This is a genomic window from Kitasatospora sp. NPDC002543 (genome assembly GCF_053594915.1).
This window is the reverse complement of record NZ_JBSFWR010000135.1, coordinates 1-19,394: the sequence shown is the minus strand read 5'-3', so window position 1 is coordinate 19,394 and position 19,394 is coordinate 1. Positions and strand designations below refer to the sequence as shown.

The 19,394-nt window shown below is 74.4% G+C and carries 19 protein-coding genes and 1 pseudogene; 12 read left to right on the top strand and 8 right to left on the bottom strand.

Going from position 1 to position 19,394, the window contains the following annotated elements; genetic code table 11:
• Positions 1-729 precede the first annotated feature (729 nt).
• Together ACWD4P_RS34645 and ACWD4P_RS34640 are read left to right on the top strand one after the other, a co-directional pair.
• Positions 730-1,593 carry a helix-turn-helix domain-containing protein gene (locus ACWD4P_RS34645; protein WP_359826969.1) on the top strand — a complete coding sequence of 288 codons (864 nt, stop codon included), beginning with the start codon at positions 730-732 and terminating at the stop codon, positions 1,591-1,593.
• The gene (locus ACWD4P_RS34640) at positions 1,590-1,805 is read left to right on the top strand and encodes a DUF397 domain-containing protein (RefSeq protein WP_359826967.1); all 216 of its coding nucleotides are present in this window, start codon (positions 1,590-1,592) and stop codon (positions 1,803-1,805) included. Before ACWD4P_RS34645 ends, ACWD4P_RS34640 begins: the two co-directional genes overlap by 4 nt.
• A gap of 114 nt (positions 1,806-1,919) precedes the next feature.
• Here ACWD4P_RS34640 and ACWD4P_RS34635 read toward each other — a convergent pair whose 3' ends face one another.
• Together ACWD4P_RS34635 and ACWD4P_RS34630 are read right to left on the bottom strand one after the other, a co-directional pair.
• Positions 1,920-3,035 carry an ADP-ribosylglycohydrolase family protein gene (locus ACWD4P_RS34635; RefSeq protein ID WP_359826965.1) on the bottom strand — a complete coding sequence of 372 codons (1,116 nt, stop codon included), beginning with the start codon at positions 3,033-3,035 and terminating at the stop codon, positions 1,920-1,922.
• Between the two features lie 161 nt (positions 3,036-3,196).
• On the bottom strand, positions 3,197-5,785 hold the full coding sequence (locus tag ACWD4P_RS34630) for a bifunctional FO biosynthesis protein CofGH (protein WP_449782361.1): 2,589 nt from the start codon (positions 5,783-5,785) through the stop codon (positions 3,197-3,199).
• A 182-nt stretch (positions 5,786-5,967) separates the two neighbouring features.
• On the opposite strand from ACWD4P_RS34630, the gene ACWD4P_RS34625 reads away from it, so the two are divergent.
• From ACWD4P_RS34625 to ACWD4P_RS34615, 3 genes are all read left to right on the top strand, one after another.
• Positions 5,968-7,200, top strand: coding sequence for a LolA family protein (locus ACWD4P_RS34625; RefSeq protein WP_449782360.1), 1,233 nt, complete (start codon positions 5,968-5,970; stop codon positions 7,198-7,200).
• Positions 7,201-7,278: 78 nt separating this feature from the next.
• Positions 7,279-8,316, top strand: a complete 1,038-nt coding sequence (locus tag ACWD4P_RS34620; RefSeq protein ID WP_449782359.1) for an ABC transporter ATP-binding protein — start codon at positions 7,279-7,281, stop codon at positions 8,314-8,316.
• The gene (locus ACWD4P_RS34615; RefSeq protein ID WP_359826956.1) at positions 8,303-9,178 is read left to right on the top strand and encodes an ABC transporter permease; all 876 of its coding nucleotides are present in this window, start codon (positions 8,303-8,305) and stop codon (positions 9,176-9,178) included. The genes ACWD4P_RS34620 and ACWD4P_RS34615 overlap by 14 nt, the downstream gene beginning before the upstream one ends.
• Here the strand turns inward: ACWD4P_RS34615 and rarD are convergent.
• On the bottom strand, positions 9,168-10,148 hold the full coding sequence (gene rarD, locus ACWD4P_RS34610; RefSeq protein ID WP_359826954.1) for an EamA family transporter RarD: 981 nt from the start codon (positions 10,146-10,148) through the stop codon (positions 9,168-9,170). The genes ACWD4P_RS34615 and rarD overlap by 11 nt on opposite strands.
• Before the next feature lie 175 nt (positions 10,149-10,323).
• Positions 10,324-11,172 (bottom strand): SDR family oxidoreductase, encoded by an 849-nt coding sequence (locus ACWD4P_RS34605; RefSeq protein ID WP_359826951.1) that lies wholly within the window; start codon positions 11,170-11,172, stop codon positions 10,324-10,326.
• Between the two features lie 168 nt (positions 11,173-11,340).
• On the opposite strand from ACWD4P_RS34605, the gene ACWD4P_RS34600 reads away from it, so the two are divergent.
• Positions 11,341-11,688 (top strand): winged helix-turn-helix transcriptional regulator, encoded by a 348-nt coding sequence (locus ACWD4P_RS34600; protein ID WP_359826972.1) that lies wholly within the window; start codon positions 11,341-11,343, stop codon positions 11,686-11,688.
• A 149-nt stretch (positions 11,689-11,837) separates the two neighbouring features.
• Here ACWD4P_RS34600 and ACWD4P_RS34595 read toward each other — a convergent pair whose 3' ends face one another.
• Entirely contained in the window at positions 11,838-12,605 is a 768-nt protein-coding gene (locus ACWD4P_RS34595) for a TetR/AcrR family transcriptional regulator (RefSeq protein WP_449782358.1), read from the bottom strand.
• Positions 12,606-12,665: 60 nt separating this feature from the next.
• Here ACWD4P_RS34595 and ACWD4P_RS34590 point away from each other — a divergent pair, with 60 nt between their 5' ends.
• On the top strand, positions 12,666-12,887 hold the full coding sequence (locus ACWD4P_RS34590) for a DUF6011 domain-containing protein (protein WP_359826946.1): 222 nt from the start codon (positions 12,666-12,668) through the stop codon (positions 12,885-12,887).
• Positions 12,888-12,938: 51 nt separating this feature from the next.
• On the opposite strand, the gene ACWD4P_RS34585 is transcribed toward ACWD4P_RS34590, so the two are convergent.
• Positions 12,939-14,882: a tetratricopeptide repeat protein gene (locus ACWD4P_RS34585; RefSeq protein WP_449782357.1), complete on the bottom strand. Its 1,944-nt coding sequence runs from the start codon at positions 14,880-14,882 to the stop codon at positions 12,939-12,941.
• Between the two features lie 239 nt (positions 14,883-15,121).
• Here ACWD4P_RS34585 and ACWD4P_RS34580 point away from each other — a divergent pair, with 239 nt between their 5' ends.
• From ACWD4P_RS34580 to ACWD4P_RS34570, 3 genes are all read left to right on the top strand, one after another.
• Positions 15,122-15,838, top strand: coding sequence for a chitinase (locus tag ACWD4P_RS34580; RefSeq protein WP_449782356.1), 717 nt, complete (start codon positions 15,122-15,124; stop codon positions 15,836-15,838).
• 111 nt (positions 15,839-15,949) lie between these two features.
• Entirely contained in the window at positions 15,950-16,285 is a 336-nt protein-coding gene (locus ACWD4P_RS34575) for a hypothetical protein (protein ID WP_449782355.1), read from the top strand.
• A 42-nt stretch (positions 16,286-16,327) separates the two neighbouring features.
• Positions 16,328-16,492: a hypothetical protein gene (locus tag ACWD4P_RS34570; protein WP_449782354.1), complete on the top strand. Its 165-nt coding sequence runs from the start codon at positions 16,328-16,330 to the stop codon at positions 16,490-16,492.
• A 9-nt stretch (positions 16,493-16,501) separates the two neighbouring features.
• Here ACWD4P_RS34570 and ACWD4P_RS34565 read toward each other — a convergent pair whose 3' ends face one another.
• The gene (locus ACWD4P_RS34565; RefSeq protein ID WP_449782353.1) at positions 16,502-17,506 is read right to left on the bottom strand and encodes an oxidoreductase; all 1,005 of its coding nucleotides are present in this window, start codon (positions 17,504-17,506) and stop codon (positions 16,502-16,504) included.
• 71 nt (positions 17,507-17,577) lie between these two features.
• On the opposite strand from ACWD4P_RS34565, the pseudogene ACWD4P_RS34560 reads away from it, so the two are divergent.
• Positions 17,578-17,976: pseudogene (locus ACWD4P_RS34560) on the top strand (MerR family transcriptional regulator); the annotation flags it as partial.
• Between the two features lie 217 nt (positions 17,977-18,193).
• Here the strand turns inward: ACWD4P_RS34560 and ACWD4P_RS34555 are convergent.
• A complete protein-coding gene (locus tag ACWD4P_RS34555; protein ID WP_449782352.1) occupies positions 18,194-18,424 on the bottom strand; it encodes a hypothetical protein in 231 nt (76 codons plus the stop codon).
• A gap of 105 nt (positions 18,425-18,529) precedes the next feature.
• On the opposite strand from ACWD4P_RS34555, the gene ACWD4P_RS34550 reads away from it, so the two are divergent.
• Positions 18,530-19,021, top strand: a complete 492-nt coding sequence (locus ACWD4P_RS34550) for a pyridoxamine 5'-phosphate oxidase family protein (protein WP_449782351.1) — start codon at positions 18,530-18,532, stop codon at positions 19,019-19,021.
• Positions 19,022-19,394: the final 373 nt, after the last annotated feature.

The window sequence follows — 19,394 nt, the reverse complement described above, 5'->3', positions numbered from 1 at the left end:
TGCCCGGCGGGCGGGCCCCCCCTACCGGTTCGCCCCGGGGTTCGGGGGCCCCCCCCGGGCGGCCGGGCGCCCGTACGGCCGGCCGGGGTTCGGGTGGGCGGGTTCCCGCCTCCCGGGTCGGGGTCCGCTGAACACGGCCGTCCCCTGAACGCGGCGGTCCACCGAGCACGGCCGCCCGCCGTGGCACGACCGTCCGCGCGGCCCGGCGGGCAGCCTCACGGCGCCCGACAGCACCGGCCGCGCACCGGGCGGCGCGCAGCGTTCCGCCCGCACCACCGGAGGGCGCCGAGCGCCCGCCGCACGACCGCTGCCACCGGCGCCAGGAGCACGACGGGCGCCGGGCGCACCGGACGCACCACCGGCACCACCCGCAGCACCGAGGGGCGGTCGCCCCGCGACGCGAGTCGCCCGGCGACCGCCCCTTCGCCGTCCCCGGACGCCCGGCAACCGCCCGCCCCCGGCACGTGCCGGGGGCAGGTGCGGGCCGGTCCGGGGGCGGCCTCCGCAGCACCTGTCCGAGTCGTCCGAGCCGCATTACCACCTGGGGGCTTTCGCCGTCTCGCGGAAGTGCATTTCCGATGATCTGTTCTACCGCGCTGCGGTGAATCCCCGGCGCCGACCTGGCCCAAGGTGACATGCTGCTCCAAGTCAGGGGGGTTGGTCCCAATGTCCGAAGTGTTCCGAGGACTGCCGCTCCAACGAGCACCAGAGGTCCGGCCGGAGGTCGAAGTGTCCGCCAACGTCAATCCCACCGTGCGTCGCCGGCGCCTCGGTTCGGAGCTGCGCAAGCTCCGCGAGGGCCTGGGCATGACGGCCGAGGAGGTCGCCGGCCGGCTGATGGTCTCCCAGTCGAAGATCAGCCGCTTGGAGAACGGCCGCCGCAGCATCAGCCAGCGCGACGTGCGCGACCTCTGCGACGTCTACAAGGTGCCCGACGACCAGTTGCGCGCCAGCCTGATGGAGATGGCCAAGGAGTCGCGCCAGCGCGGCTGGTGGCACGACTTCAACGACATGCCGACCCCGTACAGCGTCTACATCGGGTTGGAGGCCGAGGCCTCCTCGATCCGCGCGTACGAGTCCTCCTTCGTCCCCGGCCTGCTGCAGACCGAGCACTACGCCCAGGCCGTCGTCGAGGGCACCCAGCCGGACACCGACGCGGTCGCCGTGCAGCGCAGGGTGCAGGTCCGGATGAAGCGCCAGGAGCGCATCCACGGCGAGAACCAGCTGGGCAGCCTGTGGACCGTCATAGACGAGGCGGTGCTGCGCCGCGAGGTCGGCAGCAAGGCGGTGATGGCCCGGCAGCTGCGGCAGATGCTGGAACTCAGCCAGCGCCCGAACATCACCATCCAGGTGATCCCGTTCTCGCACGGCGCCCATCCCGGCATGACCGGGACATTCTCTCTGCTGGAGTTCCCCGAGTCAGCCGATTCCACGGTTGTCTACTTCGAAGGTGTGACGAGCGATCTCTACCTGGAGAAGGAGGCCGATGTGCGCCGCTATACCGGTCTGTACGACTACCTGAGAGCGGCCGCGCTCGGTGTCGCGGAGAGCCGGTCGCTGATAGCCGACATCGAGAAGGAATTCCACGAATGATCACCCCGTCCGAGTACGGAGCCGGTTGGCGCAAGAGCAGTCACAGCGGGGGCCAGGGCGCCTGCGTGGAGATCGCCGTCCCAGGCGCGGGGGAGGTGGCCGTCCGGGACTCCAAGGACCCACGGGGGCCCCAACTGCGCTTCTCGGCCGCGGCCTGGAACGCCTTCGCCTCGGCGGCGGCCGGCGGCACCTTCGGTGAGCTCCCGGGCTGACCCGCCCACCCGGCTCCGCACTCGGACCAGTTGCCCGTAGCGCTGCCCGTCGCCCGTCGGCGGCCGGCGCTACGGGCAACTCCCTTTCGGGGGCCGGTCTCCAGGGGCCCCGGTTCAGCCCGCCACCGGGTAGCGGGCGGTCCAGTTGGCGCCCTCCGGGGTCCGCCGGTCGTGCAGTTCGGGGCCGTGCACCAACTCCAGCACGAAGTCGTCGGCCAGTTCCAGGATCGCCCCGCGCCCCTCCAGCCCGGCCAGCAGGCCCGGCGGCAGCGCGGTGTCCCCGTGCAGCGCCCCGAGCAGGTTCCCGCATATCGCACCGGTGGAGTCGCTGTCCCCGGAGTGGTTGACGGCGAGCAGCAGGCCCGACCGCACGTCGTGCGCGACCAGCGCGCAGTAGACCCCGATCGCCAGCGCCTCCTCGGCCACCCAGCCCTCCCCCAGCGCCTCGACCCGGTCCGCGGACGGCTCGCCGGCCCGCACCGCGTCCAGGGCGGCCCGCAGCGCGGCGGTGGTCTCCTCGTGCGCCGGCCGCTCGGAGAGCAGGGCGAGCGCGAGGTGGACGCCCTCCTCCAGGGTGCCGCCGCGGGCGACGGCCTGGACGATCACCGCGAGCGCGCCCGCCGCGAGGTAGCCGGTGGGGTGGCCGTGGGTGAGCACCGAGCACTCCACCGCGAGCTGGAACACCAGGCCCGGCTCCCAGGTGGTGAGCAGCCCGAAGGGCGCCGCCCGCACCACCGTGCCGCAGGCCTTGGAGTGCGGGTTCTTGGGGTGCTCCAGGGTGCCGAGCCGCTCGGCGTCGGCGCCGCTGAGGCCGGACAGGCAGCCCTGGCCGGGGGCGCGCTGGGCGTACAGCCACTCCTCGCGGCCGAGCCAGCCGAGGTCGGGCCGGCGCTCGTCCGGGCCCCAGTCGCGCTGGGTGGCGGCCCAGCGCAGATAGGCCAGGTGCAGGTCGGTGGGCGGGTGCCAGCTGCCGGTGTCGCGCCGGATGTGGGCGCGGATCAGACCGTCCACCGTCCAGAGGCTGAGCTGGGTGTCGTCGGTGACGGCTCCGGTGCGCCCGTACGCGGGGAGGTAGCCGGTGACGCCCTGCGGGCCGTGCTGGGCCCGGATCTTCTCCAGCGACTCGAACTCGACGCCGGCACCGAGCGCGTCGCCGATGGCACCGCCGAGCAGACAGCCCCGCACCCGGCTGCGGTACTCCTGCTGCTGGGCCCGTGACCACAGTGGCATCACGACGGGGCGCCTTTCCTCGGGTGCGGGGTCCGCGCGACGCTCGGCCGGGCACGCGCCCTGGCACTGTATTCGAAGAGCCGATCGAACCGGCCCCTCCCCCGGGGTTCGGTGCCCCCGTCCCGGCGGCCCCGTGCGGGGCGGCCGGGACGGCGCGGGTGTCAGTCCAGCACCGGCAGCAGCTCCGGCAGGTGCCCGTCCGAGGCCAGCGCCACGGCCCGCCGTTCGGCCGGCACCTCCCCGTAGGTGGTGGTGCGCTGGCGGTGCGGGCGGCCCGCGGCCTCGGCGATCGCCTGGAGGTCGCGCACCGACTTGTAGCTCCCGTACGCCGAGCCGGCCATCCGCGAGATGGTCTCCTCCATCAGCGTGCCGCCGAGGTCGTTGGCGCCGGAGCGGAGCATCTCGGCGGCGCCCTCGGCGCCCAGCTTGACCCAGCTGGTCTGGATGTTGGGGATGTGCGGGTGCAGCAGCAGCCGGGCCATCGCGATCACCGCGCGGTTGTCCCGGGCGGTCGGGCCGGGCCTGGCGATGCCGGCCAGGTAGACCGGGGCGTTGGTGTGGATGAACGGCAGGGTCACGAACTCGGTGAAGCCGCCGGTGCGTTGCTGGATCTCCGCGAGCAGCCGCAGGTGGCCGAGCCAGTGCGCCGGGGTGTCCACGTGCCCGTACATCATCGTGGACGAGGAGCGCAGGCCCAGCTCGTGCGCGGTGGTGACCACCTCGACCCAGGTGGCGGCCGGCAGCTTGCCCTTGGTGAGCACCCAGCGGACCTCGTCGTCCAGGATCTCGGCGGCGGTGCCCGGGATGCTGTCCAGGCCCGACTCCTTGGCCCGCTGCAGCCAGTCCCGGATCGACAGCCCGGTGCGGGTCGCGCCGTTGACCACCTCCATCGGCGAGAAGGCGTGCACGTGGATGCCGGCCACCCGCTCCTTCACCGCGCGGGCGATGTCGAAGTAGGCGGTGCCGGGCAGGTCCGGGTGGATGCCGCCCTGCATGCAGACCTCGGTGGCGCCCACCTCCCAGGCCTGCGCGGCCCGGTCGGCGACCTGCTCCAGGGAGAGGGTGTAGGCGTCCGCGTCGGTGCGGCGCTGGGCGAAGGCGCAGAAGCGGCAGCCGGTGTAGCAGACGTTGGTGAAGTTGATGTTCCGGGTGACGCAGTAGGTGACGTCCTCCCCGACCGCGTCCCGGCGCACCCCGTCGGCGATCCGGCAGAGCGCGTCCAGGGCCGGGCTGTCCGCGTGGAACAGGGCCAGCGCCTGGTCGTCGGTCAGCCGCGTCGGGTCGTCCGCGGCCACCGCCAGGGCCTCCCGCAGGTCCCCGGCGAGGCGCTCGGGCGCGCCCTTCGCGAGCACCTGCTCGCGCAGCACCTCCCAGTCCCCGTACACGTCCTCGAAGTCGGCCCGGCGGTCCCCGGTGCGGCCCTCGGTGTCGATGGTGGCGTGCAGGTCGGTGCGCCCGTACGACTCCGGCAGGTCCTCGGGTTCCTGCCAGGGCAGGCCGCGGACCTCCGCGTCCGGGTTCGCCAGGCCGGTGGCCGGGTCGGCCAGGGCGCGCACGTGCGGCAGCACCCGCGGGTCCAGCCAGGGCTCGCCGCGGCGCACGTACTCGGGGTAGACGGCGAGGCGCTCGCGCAGCTCGAAGCCGGCCGCCGCGGAGCGTTCGGCCAGTCGCTCGATCTGGGGCCAGGGGCGCTCGGGGTTGACGTGGTCCGGGGTGAGCGGGGAGACCCCGCCCCAGTCGTCGATGCCGGCCGCGATCAGCCGCTCGTACTCGCCGTCCACCAGGTTCGGCGGGGCCTGGAGGCAGGCGGTGGGGCCCATCAGGTGCCGGGCGACGGCCACCGTGGCCACCAGCTCGTCCAGTTCGGCGTCCGGCATGCCGCGCATCGCGGTGTCCGGCTTGGCCCGGAAGTTCTGCAGGATCAGCTCCTGGACCCCGTGGTAGGCGCGGGAGACCTTGCGCAGCGCGAACAGCGACTCGGCGCGCTCCCGGTACGTCTCGCCGATGCCGATCAGCAGGCCGCTGGTGAACGGGACGGAGCTGCGCCCGGCGTCCTCCAGCACCCGCAGCCGGACGGCCGGCTCCTTGTCCGGGGAGCCGAAGTGCGGGCCGCCGGGCTCGCTCCACAGCCGGGTGGCGGTGGTCTCCAGCATCATGCCCATCGAGGCGGAGACCGGCTTGAGCCGCTGGAAGTCCGTCCAGCTCAGCACCCCGGGGTTGAGGTGCGGCAGCAGCCCGGTCTCCTCCAGGATGCGGATCGACATGGCGCGCACGTAGGCGACGGTGTCGTCGTAGCCGTGCGCGTCCAGCCACTCGCGGGCCTCGGGCCAGCGGTCCTCGGGCTTGTCGCCGAGCGTGATCAGGGCTTCCTTGCAGCCGAGTTCGGCGCCGCGGCGGGCCACCTCCAGCACCTCGTCCGGGGACATGAACATCCCCTGGCCCTCCCGGCGCAGCCTGCCGGGGACGGTGGCGAAGGTGCAGTAGTGGCACTTGTCGCGGCAGAGCCGGGTGAGCGGGATGAAGACGCTTTTGGAGTAGGTGATGACGCCGGGGCGTCCGGCCGCCTCGAGGCCCGCGTCCCGGACCCGGGCGGCGCTCGCACAGAGGTCCAGCAGGTCCTCGCCCCTGGCCTGGAGCAGCACTTCGGCCTCGGTCGTGTCGAGGGCGACGCCGTCGCGGGCGCGGCGCAGGGCTCGGCGCATCGCGTTCGCGGTCGGCGGGGTGCTGGCGTCCGTCGCGGTTCCGTCCATGGCGCGACCCTACGCCAGCGGTGGTACCGCGGGTGGATCCAACCCTGAGGCCGTCTCAGGGTCGGCGTACCCAAGAAGGCCAGTCCGGTCTGGCCCCACAGGGCGATGACGCCGCCGGCGCGGCGTCATCTAATGGAGGGGCAAGGCCAATCACACGTGTTCGCGGAGGAGTTGAGGACGCCATGACGAACGAGAAGGCGGCGGGGGACGATCTGGACGGCGGTGCGCCGTACCGCTCCCGACGGCGCGTCCTGATGCGCGCCGCGGTGCCGGCGGCCGTGGCCGCGGTGATCGCCGCGGGGGTGGGACTGGTCCCGGCGCTGGCCGCCGACAGCGCGCCCGACCTGCCCGCGCTGACCGCGGAACAGCTGGTCGCCAAGGTGCTCGGCTCCGAGACCCAGGCACTGTCCGGGACGGTCACGATCTCCACCGACCTCGGTGTGCCCGGCCAGCTGCTCGGCGCGGCCGGCGGCCTCGCCGGGGCGGCCGGCGGGCACGGCGGGGGCTCCTCCGCGGACCCGCAGTCCAAGCTGCTCGGCCTGCTCGGCGGGGACCGGACGCTGCGGATCGCGGTGGACGGCCCGGACCGCCAGCGGGTGGACGTGCAGGAGAAGATGGCCGGCTACTCGCTGGTCCGCAACGGCGACCAGGCCTGGGCCTGGGACAGCTCGTCCAACTCCGCGGTGCACATGACCGGGCGGGCCACCGGCGAGAAGCACGCCGAGACGCCGCTGGCCGAGCTGCCGACCACCCCGCAGGAGGCCGCCAGGCAGTTCCTGTCCGAGAGCGCCGGCACCACCTCGGTGACCGTCGCCGGGACGGCCAAGGTGGCCGGGCAGAACGCCTACGAGCTGAGCGTGAAGCCCACCCAGTCCGGTTCGACCCTCGCCGAGGTCCGGATCGCGGTGGACGCCGACAACGGAGTGCCGCTGGCCGTGGCGGTGAAGTCCGTCGACGGCAGCACCGTGCTGAACGTCCGCTTCACCCAGGTGTCCTTCGCCAGGCCCGCCGACAAGACCTTCGACTTCACCGTCCCCAAGGGCGCCAAGGTGACGGAGCAGAAGGCGCAGGACGCCGCGAAGGGCGCCCCGGACGCCGCCCGGGAGCACCTGGGCGCCGGGGCGGCCGAGGGCCTCGACGTGATCGGCGAGGGCTGGACGACGGTCGTCTCCACCAAGCTCCCCGGCACCGTGGACGGGGCGCCGAAGGACGACGCCAAGGGCGGCAAGCACGGCGGCCGCGGGCCGGCGCAGTCGCTGAACCCGCAGTCGATGGTGAAGTCGCTCGGCAAGCCGGTCGCCGGCGGCACCCTGGTGAGCACCAAGGTGCTCAACGTCCTGCTCACCGACGACGGCCGGGTCCTGGCCGGCGCGGTGACCCTGCCGGTCCTGCAGCACGCCGCCGGGGTGAACTGACGGATGCCCGAGGCTCCCGTAACGGGGGACGTTACGGAGTCGGCCGGGGGTCCGGGCGCCGCGTCGCGCCCGGCCCCCGTGCCCGTCCCATCCGCCGCTCCCGTCTCCTCTCCCGGTTCCTCCCTGGACTCCTCCGCGGGTTCACGGACGGCCGCCGGCCCGTCCGGCCCCGGCACCGACGACGTGATCCGGACCCGCGGCCTGACCAAGCGCTTCCGCGGCGGCCAACTCGCCGTGGACGGCCTGGACCTGGCCGTGCCGCGCGGCTCCGTCTTCGGCTTCCTGGGCCCCAACGGCTCCGGCAAGACCACCACCATCCGGATGCTGATGGGCCTGATCGCCCCCACCTCGGGCGCGGCCGCCGTCCTCGGCGAGCCGATGCCGCGCTCCGTCGCCACCGTGCTGCCCCGGGTGGGCGCGCTGATCGAGGGCCCGGCCCTGTACGGCTTCCTCTCCGGGCGCGACAACCTGGCGCGCTTCGACGCCGCCGACCCGACCGCCGACCCGCGCACCCGCCGGGAGCGGGTGGAGACGGCGCTGGAGCGGGTCGGCCTGAGCGCGGCCGCGGGCAAGAAGGCCCGCGCGTACTCGCTGGGCATGAAGCAGCGTCTCGGCCTGGCCTCCGCGCTGCTCCAGCCGCGCGAGCTGCTGGTGCTGGACGAACCGACCAACGGGCTGGACCCGCAGGGCATGCGGGAGATCCGCACGCTGGTGCGGGAGGTCGCGGCGGAGGGCACCACGGTGTTCCTCTCCTCGCACCTGCTGGACGAGATCGAGCAGGTCTGCACCCATGCCGCGGTGATGTCCCGGGGCCGGCTGGTGGTGCAGGGCACCGTCGCCGAGCTGGCCGCCCGGGCGCAGGGCCGGCTGGTGGTCCGCACCCCGGACGTGGCCCTGGCCGCGGAGGTGCTGGCGGCCCACGGGGTCACGGCCCTGGTGCCCGGCGAGGACCGGGTGGACGGCGAGCCGGGCGTCCTGGACGACGAGGCGCTGCCCAGGCTGTGCGCGGCGCTGGTCGGGGCCGGGGTGCGGGTGCGGGGCTTCGGACTGGAGCGCGGCACGTTGGAGGACGCCTTCGTGGCGCTGACCGGGGAGGGCTTCGATGTCGCAGGCTGAGGCGCTCGCGCCGGTGACGGGCCGGCGGCCGCGGACGGCGGCCGGGTTCCTGGCCCTGTTCCGCAGCGAGCTGCGCCTGACCTTCCGCCGGATGCGCACCAAGGTGCTGCTGGGCATCCTGGCGGTGCTGCCGGTCCTGATCGGGGTGGTGGTCAAGCTCAACACGGACAGCCCGCACGAGGGCGGCGGCGGTCCGGGCTTCATCGCCCAGACCACGCAGAACGGGCTGTTCCTGGTCTTCACCGCCCTCGCGGTCGCCCTGCCGGTCTTCCTGCCGATGACGGTGGGCGTGGTCGCCGGGGACGCGGTGGCGGGCGAGTCCGCCGCCGGGACGCTGCGCTACCTGCTGGTCGCCCCGGCGGGGCGGACCAGGCTGCTGGCCGCCAAGTTCACCGCCGGGCTGGTGTTCTGCGCGGCCGCCACGGCGGCGGTCGCGGTGACGGCCCTGGCGGCGGGCGCCGTGCTCTTCCCGCTGGGCCCGGTCACGCTGCTCTCCGGGGACACCATCGGCCTCGGCGACGCGCTGCTGCGCGCCCTGCTGGTGGCCCTGGTGGTCGCGGCCTCGCTGGCCGGGCTGGTGGCGATCGGGCTGTTCGTCTCCACCCTCACCGGCAGCGGCATCGCGGCGATGGCCGCCACCGTCGGGCTGGTGATCACCGTCCAGATCCTGGACGCCTTCCCGCAGCTGCACGCCGTCAGCCCGTTCCTGTTCTCCCACTACTGGCTGAGCTTCGCGGACCTGCTGCGGGCGCCGATGTACTGGGACGGCGTGCTGAAGGACCTCGGCCTCCAGGCCGCCTACGTCGCCGTGTTCGGCTCGGCGGCGTGGTCGCGCTTCACCAGCCGGGACATCAGCGCGTGACGGACGCCGGGGCGGCCGCCGCCGGTACGGGCTTCGGCGCCACCGCCGCGGCCCGCACCGCGCGGTCGGCCCGCACCTGGCGCAGCGCGTCCCAGGTGAGCAGCGCGAGCGCGGCCCAGACCAGGCCGAAGCCGGCCCAGCGGGCGGTCGGCATGGCCTCGTGGAAGACCGCGACGCCGATCAGGAACTGGAACACCGGCGCCAGGTACTGCAGCAGTCCGAGCACCGTCAGCGGCACCCGGACGGCGGCCGCGCCGAAGAACAGCAGCGGCACCGCGGTGATCACCCCGCTGAGCATCAGCAGCCCGGAGTGCCCCCAGCCGTACGAGCCGGCCACCGTGTGCCCGAAGGTGCCGCGACCGCTGACCTCCAGGTAGACCATGTAGCCGAGGGCGAACGGGAACATGAAGGCGCTCTCGGCCGCCAGGCTCTCCAGCCCGCTCAGCCCGACCTGCTTCTTCAGCAGGCCGTAGGTGGCGAAGGAGAACGCCAGGATCAGCGCGATCCAGGGCAGCCGCCCGTACGCGGCGGTCAGCACCACGACGGCGGCGGCGCCGATGCCCACCGCCGTCCACTGCGCCCTGCGCAGCCGCTCCTTGAGCACCAGGACGCCGAAGGCGATGGTGACCAGGGGGTTGATGAAGTAGCCGAGGCTGCTCTCGACGACGTGCCCGGCGTTGACGGCCCAGATGTAGACGCCCCAGTTGACCGAGACCACGGTGGCCGCGCCGGCCAGCATGGCGAGCCGGCGGGGCTGGCGCAGCAGCGGGCGTATCCAGCCCCAGTGCCGCTGGGCTATCAGCAGCAGGACGACCGCGAGCAGGGACCAGACCATCCGGTTGGCCAGGATGTCGTCGGCGGCACCCGGTTCCAGCAGCGGCCAGAACAGGGGGAAGAGGCCCCAGATGCCGTAGGCGGCGACGCCGTACCAGAGGCCCCGGCCGTTGTCCTGCTGCTCTGTTCCGGCCATGGCCGACCGTCCTTCCGCGCGCCTGTGTCGAGGCGACGGTAGCGGGCGGAAGGGGCGACTGTCATATCCGTTTTCCAATTTTGGTCATGACATTGCCTGGTGCCGGACGGCCCCCGGGCTCCGGGCCCCGGGAGCCGCGGCTCCCGGGGCCTCGCCGCCTCGCCGCCTCGGCGTCTCAGGCGCCCAGGGCCGCGCGGACGGACTCGGCCAGCGGGACGGTCGGGCGGCCGATCAGCCGGGCCAGGTCGCCCGGGGTGCCGGCCAGCTCGCCGCGCGCGATGCCCGCGTCCACGTCCACCAGCACCTCGGCGAAGCCCTGCGGCAGGCCCGCGCCGACCAGCGCGTCCAGGTGCTCGGCCGGGGTGACGTCGCGGTGCTCGACCGGCTTCCCGGAGGCCTTCGCCAGCTCGGCGGCCAGCTCCGGCAGGCTCCAGGCGGTGTCCCCGCTCAGCTCGTACACCTCGCCCCGGTGGCCCTCGCCGACCAGGACGGCGACGGCCGCGTCCGCGTAGTCCCGGCGCGGGGCGGTGGCGATCCGGCCCTCCCCCGCGCTGCCGAGCACCACACCGCGCGCCACCGTGCCGGCCGCGTCGCCCAGGTAGTTCTCGGTGTACCAGCCGTTGCGCAGGAACACGTGGGGCAGCCCGGAGGCCAGGATCAGCTCCTCGGTCGCCTTGTGCTCGTCGGCCAGCCGGAAGGTGGCCGCGCCGGGCGCGCTGGTGTAGGCGAGCAGCGCGACCCCGGCGGCCTTGGCGGCCTCCACCACGGCCCGGTGCTGCGGGATCCGGCGGCCGACCTCGCTGCCCGAGATCAGCAGCACCCGGTCGCCCTCGGCGAAGGCGGCGGCCAGGGTCTGCGGCTCGTCGTAGTCGACCACCCGGACGGCCACGCCGCGCGCGGCCAGATCGGCGGCCTTCTCGGCGGAGCGGACGGCGACGGCCACCTCGCTCGCGGGGACCTTGGCCAGCAGGCTCTCGACGACGAGACGGCCGAGCTGGCCGGTGGCACCGGTGACGACGTACATGGTGTGCTCCTCAGGGATCGCTTCGGGGTTTCCGACCTCGAAACTCACCCTAAGGACTGCACTAACCTTTCGAAAGTACGCACTTCAAAGTAGGGTACTGACATGAAGGTAAGCGAGGTAGGTGAGCTGAAGGCCGGCGGGCTGCCCCCCGCCGACGTCTTCGACCGGATGTGTCCGTCCCGGGGTGTGCTGGAGCACGTCACCAGCCGCTGGGGCGTCCTGGTGCTGGGCGCGCTCAACGAGCGCGGCTACCGGTTCAGCGAACTGCGCCGCAAGGTCTCCGGGGTCAGCGAGAAGATGCTCGCCCAGACCCTCCAGACGCTGGAGCGGGACGGCTTCGTGCTGCGCGAGGCGCACCCGGTGATCCCGCCCCGGGTCGACTACAGCCTCACCCCGCTGGGGCGCGAGGCGGCGGAGCTGGTCGCGGCGCTGGCCCACTGGTCGGAGCGCCGGGTGCCGGAGGTCGAGACGGCGCGCGAGGAGTACGACGGGCGGGCCGCGGCCGCCGCGCGCTGAGGGCTCCCGGTCACCACCGGGCGGCGAGGGGGCGTCCGGTCAGCGCTCGGCGACGAACGGTGCCGGGCGCCCGCTTCGCGGTGCGGGCTCCCGGTCAGCGCTCGGCGACGAACGGTGCCGGGCGCCCGCTTCGCGGTGCGGGCTCCCGGTCAGCGCTCGGCGACGAGGGCGTCGAGCCCGTCCAGGACCCGGGCCAGGCCGAAGGCGTAGGCGTGGTCCGGGCCGTACGCGCCGCCGTGCGCCTCACCGGCCGCCGCGCCGACCCGGGCGGCGACCGGGTAGCGCTCGGAGTCGAAGACCCGGGCGAGCAGCCCCGCGTTGGCGGCCCACCACTGCTCGTCGGTCATCGCGCTGTCCTGCCGGGCGGCGCGCTCGTCGGCCGCCATCCGGGCACAGGTCTGGACGAAGCCGAGCAGGTGGGTCAGCGCGGCGTCCAGGTCGACGTCGGACAGCCCGGTGCCCTCGAAGGCGCGCAACTCGTACTCGTACTTGGCCATCAGGCCGGGCCCGAGCGGGGGGCGGCTGGTGGAGACGGCGGCGACCCAGGGGTGGGCGCGGTGCAGCGCCCGGTTGTCGTCCGCGACCGCGGTGACCCGGGCGCGCCAGCCCTCGCCGGCCGGGGCGCTGCGCGGCATCGTGGCGTAGACGGTGTCCAGCATCAGGTCGAGCAGCTCGGCCTTGCCCGGCACGTAGGTGTAGAGCGCCATCGGGGAGAGCCCCAGCTCCTGCGCGACCCGACGCATGGTCACGGCGTCCACGCCCTCGGCGTCGGCGAGGGCGATCGCGGTGGAGGCGATCTCGCCGGTCGAACGGGCCTGCCGGGGCCCCCGCCGACCGGGCTTCTCCTCGGCGGTGAGCCCCCAGAGCAGGGCGAGGGTGCGTGCCGGGTCTCCTGCGCTGCTGCGGTCGCTGGCCATGGGGCCATCGTTTCACGCACCGGCGAGGGGCTCGACGGAGCCGGCGGCTACCGTCTCACCATGACCAGCCCGATCGATTCGCCCCACCCGGCCGGCCCCGAACCGCTCCCGGGCACGGACACCGCGCAGACCCTCCGCACGCGGGTGACGTGCCGCCGCTGCCACCGGCCGCTGCACGATCCGGAGTCGCGGATGCTGCGGCTGGGGCCGGAGTGCCGGGACCCGGCGGAGCGGGTCGCGCGGTTCGACGTCGACCAGGAGCCGCTGCCCGGAGTGGGGTGAGGCCAGGCGCGGACGCGCCGCCCCGGCCCCGGCCCGGGGTGGGAGGCGCCCTCAGCCCCGGCCGAAGAACCGGCGCAGCCGGCCGGGACGGGGCGCCGGCTCCGGCTCCGAGGCCGCCGAGGTCTCCGCGGTCCGCGTGCCCTCCGGCCGCTCCGCCGCCTCCGGTTCGCTCTCCGCCCCCGCGTCGGCGGCGTCCTCCCGGGCCATCAGGTGCCGGGCGAGCTCGCGGTCCTCGCCGGAGGTCCAGGGCGCGGCGAGCACCAGCGCGGAGAGCGAGCGCAGGATCGTCACCACCCGGGTGCGGCGGGCCCGGGCGCCGTGGTGCAGCCGCTGCCGGAGCAGGTCGGCGACGTCGTCCCGGGTCTGCGGCTGGGTCCAGCCGATCGCGACCAGCGCGAAGCCGGCCGCCTCGACCACCCAGTCCTCCGGCCCGAGCAGCAGGTCGCGCAGCACGCGCCGGCGCTCGGAGTCCTCCCAGGGCTGGTCGGCGCGGTGGTGGGCGATGCCGAGGCAGGCGAAGACCTGGACGGCCCGCACCCACAGTTCGGGCTGGTGGGCGAGCAGGGCGCGGCCCAGTTCGTCCTCGCGCGGCACCGGAGGGTGGACCAGGACGCCGAGCAGGTCGTCCAGCGGCAGTCCGGCCAGCCGGACGGCGTGGTCGTAGGCGGCGGGGACGGTCGGCCAGAAGATCTCGGCGGTGGACCGGACGAGTTCGGCGCTCTGCGGTGCGGGCGGGGGGACGGCGGGCCGCGCGTCGGTGCCGTCCCAGGTCCAGATCCGGGTGGTGGACCCGGTCAGCGGCAGCCGGGGGTCGGGCTCGCCGACGGCCTGGTAGTCGACGGTGGCGCGCGGCAGCGCGAGCCGGACGGCCAGCACCGAGCTGGGCGGCTCCAGGGTGGAGGCCGTGCACTCGATCTCGGTGTCGCGGCCGGCGTCGGGGGTGGCGAGCACCTGGTGCAGCACGTTGACGGTGGCCTCGGTGGCGCCGGAGACCAGGCCGAGCCAGGGCTCCCGGTGGCTCAGCCGCTCCAGCAGCTCCTGGGCGTACTCGTGCTCGGGGTTGGCGCGGTGGTGGTCGGCCAGGCCGAGCAGGTGGGCCGGATCGCCGTCGAGGGCGTGGCGCAGCCCGTACCGGGCCGGGCCGGCCTTGGGGTGGTCGGGCTCGGCGGCGAGCACCCGGTCCAGCCAGGGCAGGCCTTCGGCGGGGCGGCCGAGGGTGCCGTAGAGCTCGGCGACGTCGACGGCGAGGTAGCTGCTGGAGTCGTCGCGGTCCGGCGCGACCCGTGCCAGCTCGGCCTCCCAGACGGCGAGCGCCCGCTCGGGGCGGCCGGCCGAGCGCAGGGCGTTGCCGAGCATCACGGCGGGCAGGTAGCCGGGGGCCAACCGGTGGGCCCGTTCGGCGAGTTCGACGGCGAGGTCGGTGTCGCCGAGCCGGCGGGTCAGGCCGGAGGCCATCGCCAGCAGCAGCACGTGGTCGCCGTGGCGGGCCACCACGGACTGCACGAAGTCGTGGAACGGCCGTACGGCGTCCGCCGGTTCGGCCGGGAGGGGGTCGGGCAGCGCGCCGGTCGCGCGGGCCACCGCCTGGGCGACGGCGTCCGGGTCGACCAGGCCGGGCAGGTCCTCGCGGGCGAGCCAGGCGGCGTGCGCCCAGGGGCGGGCCGGCTCGTACTGGATGGCGGAGGCGAGCAGGGCCACCGCGGCGTCCCAGTCCCCGGCGGCGGCTTCCACGTGGGCCCGGCAGACCGCCGTGCCGAGGTACACCTGGCCGTCCAGCGGGAACAGCTCGCGGGCGGCCGCCGGGCCGCCCGCCGCCGCGCACAACTCGGCCAGTGCCTCGTACAGTTCGGGCAGTTGCGGATCGGCGAGGACCGCGTCGCAGAGGTGGTCGGCGGCGTGCGCCAAGTCCCCGGAGTCGATCGCCAGCCGGGCGACGGCGACCTCGCCCTCGGCCGCCAGGCGCTCGCCGCCCTCGTCGTCGGTGTGACCGCTCATCCGCCCCTGCTCCCCCGGTGGCCCTGCCCGCTCCGTGCCCGCTCCGCACGAGGCTATCCGGTGGGACCGACAGCTCCATGATCACCCCGCCGACGGCGACCGTCCAGCTCTTGGATCGGATACAACCCATATGGGTGGTTTAGACCTCCAGGGGTTCAGCGCGCACCGTCCAGCCACCACGATGGCCGAGGTCCTTCGCGAGCGAAGTGCCAATCCCGCCAACGGAATCGAGGACATCGATGAAGCTCTCGCGCACCCTGTCCCTGGCGGCCTCCGCCGCCGTCCTGAGCACCCTCGCCGTCGCCGGTCAGACCGCCCCGGCCTCCGCCGCCGGCTCCTTCGTCGTCAGCGAGGCCCAGTTCAACAAGATGTTCCCGGGCCGGAACTCCTTCTACAGCTACAAGGGCCTGACCGACGCCCTCGGCGCCTTCCCGAAGTTCGCCACCAGCGGCAACGACGCCACCCGCAAGCGCGAGGCGGCGGCCTTCCTGGCCAACGTCAGCCACGAGACCGGCGGCCTGAAGTACGTCGTCGAGCAGAACACCGCCAACTACCCGCACTACTGCGACACTTCGCAGCCCTACGGCTGTCCGGCCGGGCAGGCCGCGTACTACGGGCGCGGGCCGCTCCAGCTGAGCTGGAACTTCAACTACAAGGCGGCCGGCGACGCCCTGCACATCGACCTGCTGCACGACCCGTACCAGGTCGAGAAGAACCCGGCCACCTCCTGGAAGACCGCGCTCTGGTTCTGGAACACCCAGAACGGCGCCGGACGGATGACCCCGCACGACGCCATCGTCAACAACAAGGGCTTCGGCGAGACCATCCGCAGCATCAACGGCGCGCTGGAGTGCGACGGCAAGAACCCGGACCAGCGCAACAGCCGCATCAACCTCTTCAAGCAGTTCGTCGGCACCCTGGGCACCGACGTGGGCGGCGGCAACATCTCCTGCTGACGGCCCCCGGGGCGCGTCGGCGGGGAGCGGGAAGCCGGCCGGGCCGGCTTCCCGCTCCTGTCGGTACCGCCTGCTTCACTGGCGCCTCCGGAGAACGAAGGGGAGACCACGATGGGTGTGCTGACCGACTACTTCCGCGCGGCCGACGCGGCGACGGTCGTCCGGGCGCTGGAGCCCGGCAACGGCGGACTGCCGCCGCTCCGCACGGACGGCTCCACCGGCGAGGCCCTCGAAGGCGCCGTCGAAGGCTCCGGCGAGGGCCCCTTCGACGGGGTGGAGTCCAAGGGCGTCGACCCCACCGTCCTGCTCGGCCAGCTGGTGGCGGCCGTCCTCGACGAGCCGTGGCGGGTCGGCCTGGTGGCGGAGACGGCGGTCTGGCCCACCACCCCGGAGCCCGGCCCGTCCGGGCCCGAGGACGAGGACGACCCGTGGGCCACCGGCCCCTAGGTCACCGAACTGGGCGACGCCACCCGGGACGCGCTCGCCGGGGTGCCCGACGAGCGAGTCCCGGAGGTCGTCGCACGGTGGGCCGAGGCCGAGGAGTGGGACGGCGCCGATCCGTCCGACCTGCTGCCGCTGGCCGAGGAGCTGATCGCCCTCGCCCGGCGTGCCCGGGCCGCCGACGAGCGGCTGTACTGCTGGACGTGCCTGTAGCGGCCCCGCTCAGCGGACGACCGGAGTGGCGCCGGTCGCGGCCAGCGAGAACTCCCAGAGGCGGGCGGCCCCGTCCGGGTCGACGGCGTACGGACGGACGCCGCCGTCGTCCATCGGGGTGTCCGGGCCGCAGACCCGGGCCACCTCGCAGTCCTCCAGGTAGAGCCCGCCGCGGCCGTCGAGCAGCGCCGAGGTGGCTGCCCACAGACCGGTGGCGGCGCCCTGGGAGGGGGACTTGAAGCCCTCGCCGACCACTCGGCCCCGGGCGTCCACCCAGCCCCGGTCGATCTGCTCCTGCCGGGTCATCTCCCGTTGGAGCCCGGTGATGATCCTGCCGGGGTGGAGTGCGAACGCCCGGACCCCGTCTCCCCGTCCGAGCACGTCCAGGTGCACGGCGAACAGCGCGTTGGCCGTCTTCGACTGGCCGTACGCCAGCCACTTGTCGTAGCCGGTGCGGAAGTGCGGGTCGTGCCGGCGGATGTCGGTCAGGGCGTGCCCGGCGGAGCTGTTGACGACGACGCGCGCGCCGTCGGGGGCGGCGGCCAGCAACGGGTACAGCTCGCAGGCCAGGAGGAAGTGCCCGAGGTGGTTGGCGGCGAACTGCCCCTCCCAGCCGGGCCCGACGCGCCGCTCGGGGGTGGCCATGACGCCGGCGACGGCCATCAGCAGGTCGAGGCGGTCGACGGCCTCCCGGATCAGCCCGGCGGCGGCCCGGACGCTCGCCGGATCGGCGAGGTCCATCGGGACGATCCGGCTCCCGGTCCCCGCGAGCGCCGCGCGGGCGGCGTCCGGGCGGCGGGCCGGCACGACCACCCGGGCTCCGGCGGCGGTCAGCGCCCGGGTGGTCTCCAGGCCGAGTCCGGAGTAGCCGCCGGTCACGACGGCGGTGCGGCCGGAGAGGTAGAGGCCCGCCAGGACGTCCCCGGCGGTACTGGCGGCGGAGAAGGGCGAACCGGTGGGCTGCTGGCGGTCGGTGGTGGCCCGGTCGGCGGTGGCCTTGCTGGTGGAGGTCATGGCGACGACGGTAGGAAGTGGAGTGCGGTCTAGATCAAGCCTCGCGCGGCCGGCTCCTATGCTCTGACGCCATGACGGAACTCAGCATCGGCGAGGTGGCCGAACGCACCGGGCTCAGCGTGCACGCCCTGCGCTTCTACGAGCGGGAGGGGCTGCTGGTCGGACCGGTACGGCGCACGGCGGGCGGGCGCCGACGGTACGCCGCGCTCGACGTGCAGTGGCTGGAGATCTGCGTCCGGCTGCGCGAGTCCGGGATGCCGCTCGCCGACCTCCGCCGCTTCGCCGAACTGGTGCGGCAGGGCCCGGGCAACGAGGCCGAGCGGCTACGGCTGCTCGACGCCCACCAGCGGCGCGTGGACGAGCGGATCCGGGAGCTGGAGGAGTGCCGCTCGCTGATCGCCTGGAAGACCGCCGTCTACGCCGACCACCTGGCGCGCGGCGAGGCCGCCGGGCTCTGGGACCCGACGGCGGCACCACCGACGGGCCCGGAGGCCACCGCCCGTCAGCCGTCCCCGTCCTCCGCATGGACCGGGACGGGGAACAGCAGCGGGCAGAGATCTGCGAGACAGGCCCTGGCCCCGGACGTCCGGCGATGATCACCGAGCGGAACGCCCGCCCTCCCGCATGGCCCGCCCGGTGACTCCTGACGATCTCGACCGGACGGACGAGGTCCTCGGCCCGCTCCGGTCATCCACCGAGCGCGAGGCGTGGGACCGGCGCCGAGCCGGGAGGCCGTCGGCCGGCCCGGTTGTTCCCCCACGAAATATCCGGCTGCCCGGAGGCCCAGTCCTCGTGGTCGAGTTCGACGCAGTAGTGCGCGTCGGGCCGCCACCCGAAGCGCCACCCGGGCGCCTCGCGGGTGAACTCGTGGAGCTGGGAGACCGACAGGCAGAAGGCCGTGGGACTGCCGGTGACCACCAGCGTCTGGGCGGCCCCGGAGAACCGGAGCCGGTCCCGTCGGCCTCCGGACGTAGGTCGCGGGCCCCATGCGCGCCCGGAGCCCGGTGGCTACGATCGCCGCTCATGACCACGGCAGGAATTCAGCGCCGGACGGCGGAACGTGTGCGCGACACCCTGGACCGGCTCGTCACCGGGCGGGACATCTGGCTGTCGACCTCCCACCCCGACCACGGGCCGCACCAGGTACCCCTGTGGTTCCTGTGGGACGGGCGGGCCGTGTGGATGTGCACCGGCGGCACGTCGGCGACCGCGCGCAACGTTCGCGAGGAGCCACGCGTACGACTGGCCCTGCCGGACACCTTCGACGTGGTGCTCCTCCAGGGTGAGGCGGAGGGGTTCCCGGCCCGGGACGTGCCCGCGGAGGCGGCCGAGGCGTTCGCCGACAAGTTCGGCTGGGACCCGCGTACGGAGGAGGGCCCGTACCTGTACGTGCGCGTGGTGCCGAAGACGGTACGTGCCTGGCGGGGCGAGCGGGAACTGTCCGGACGGGTCGTCATGCGCGACGGGACCTGGCTGGAGCACGAGCCGCGTGCCGACCCGCCTCTCGGACACTGAGTCCGGGCCACACCAGGCCGGACTGTCCGTCGTGCCGAAGCCCGGGTGGCCCGAGCTCGCGCCGAGGAACCCCGATGCCGCGCTTCGGCCCATGACGTCCCAGCGCTCCAGGAGCCGGACCCGGGTCCACTGCGCCGGTGCACGGGTGCGGACGATCGCCATGGCGCGCTCCCTTGCGGGCCGGGTCGAGGGCTCCTGACGCTATCGGCCCTCGAAGATCGCACTCAATCACCCGACCCGGCGCATCCACACCGGCCGGCCCGGTCCGGCCCGGAAATGCGAAGAACCCCCATCCGGGACCCGGATGGGGGTTCTTCAGAAGAATTGTTCGGCGGCGTCCTACTCTCCCACAGGGTCCCCCCTGCAGTACCAT

Coding starts and splice junctions, on each gene's coding strand:
- ACWD4P_RS34640 (WP_359826967.1), top strand. CDS start 1,590: ATGATCACCCCGTCCGAGTACGGAGCCGGTTGGCGCAAGAGCAGTCAC.
- ACWD4P_RS34595 (WP_449782358.1), bottom strand. CDS start 12,605: ATGGCCAGCGACCGCAGCAGCGCAGGAGACCCGGCACGCACCCTCGCC.
- ACWD4P_RS34550 (WP_449782351.1), top strand. CDS start 18,530: ATGACCACGGCAGGAATTCAGCGCCGGACGGCGGAACGTGTGCGCGAC.
- rarD (WP_359826954.1), bottom strand. CDS start 10,148: ATGGCCGGAACAGAGCAGCAGGACAACGGCCGGGGCCTCTGGTACGGC.
- ACWD4P_RS34605 (WP_359826951.1), bottom strand. CDS start 11,172: ATGTACGTCGTCACCGGTGCCACCGGCCAGCTCGGCCGTCTCGTCGTC.
- ACWD4P_RS34630 (WP_449782361.1), bottom strand. CDS start 5,785: ATGGACGGAACCGCGACGGACGCCAGCACCCCGCCGACCGCGAACGCG.
- ACWD4P_RS34565 (WP_449782353.1), bottom strand. CDS start 17,506: ATGACCTCCACCAGCAAGGCCACCGCCGACCGGGCCACCACCGACCGC.
- ACWD4P_RS34635 (WP_359826965.1), bottom strand. CDS start 3,035: ATGCCACTGTGGTCACGGGCCCAGCAGCAGGAGTACCGCAGCCGGGTG.
- ACWD4P_RS34600 (WP_359826972.1), top strand. CDS start 11,341: ATGTGTCCGTCCCGGGGTGTGCTGGAGCACGTCACCAGCCGCTGGGGC.
- ACWD4P_RS34615 (WP_359826956.1), top strand. CDS start 8,303: ATGTCGCAGGCTGAGGCGCTCGCGCCGGTGACGGGCCGGCGGCCGCGG.
- ACWD4P_RS34590 (WP_359826946.1), top strand. CDS start 12,666: ATGACCAGCCCGATCGATTCGCCCCACCCGGCCGGCCCCGAACCGCTC.
- ACWD4P_RS34575 (WP_449782355.1), top strand. CDS start 15,950: ATGGGTGTGCTGACCGACTACTTCCGCGCGGCCGACGCGGCGACGGTC.
- ACWD4P_RS34585 (WP_449782357.1), bottom strand. CDS start 14,882: ATGAGCGGTCACACCGACGACGAGGGCGGCGAGCGCCTGGCGGCCGAG.
- ACWD4P_RS34625 (WP_449782360.1), top strand. CDS start 5,968: ATGACGAACGAGAAGGCGGCGGGGGACGATCTGGACGGCGGTGCGCCG.
- ACWD4P_RS34580 (WP_449782356.1), top strand. CDS start 15,122: ATGAAGCTCTCGCGCACCCTGTCCCTGGCGGCCTCCGCCGCCGTCCTG.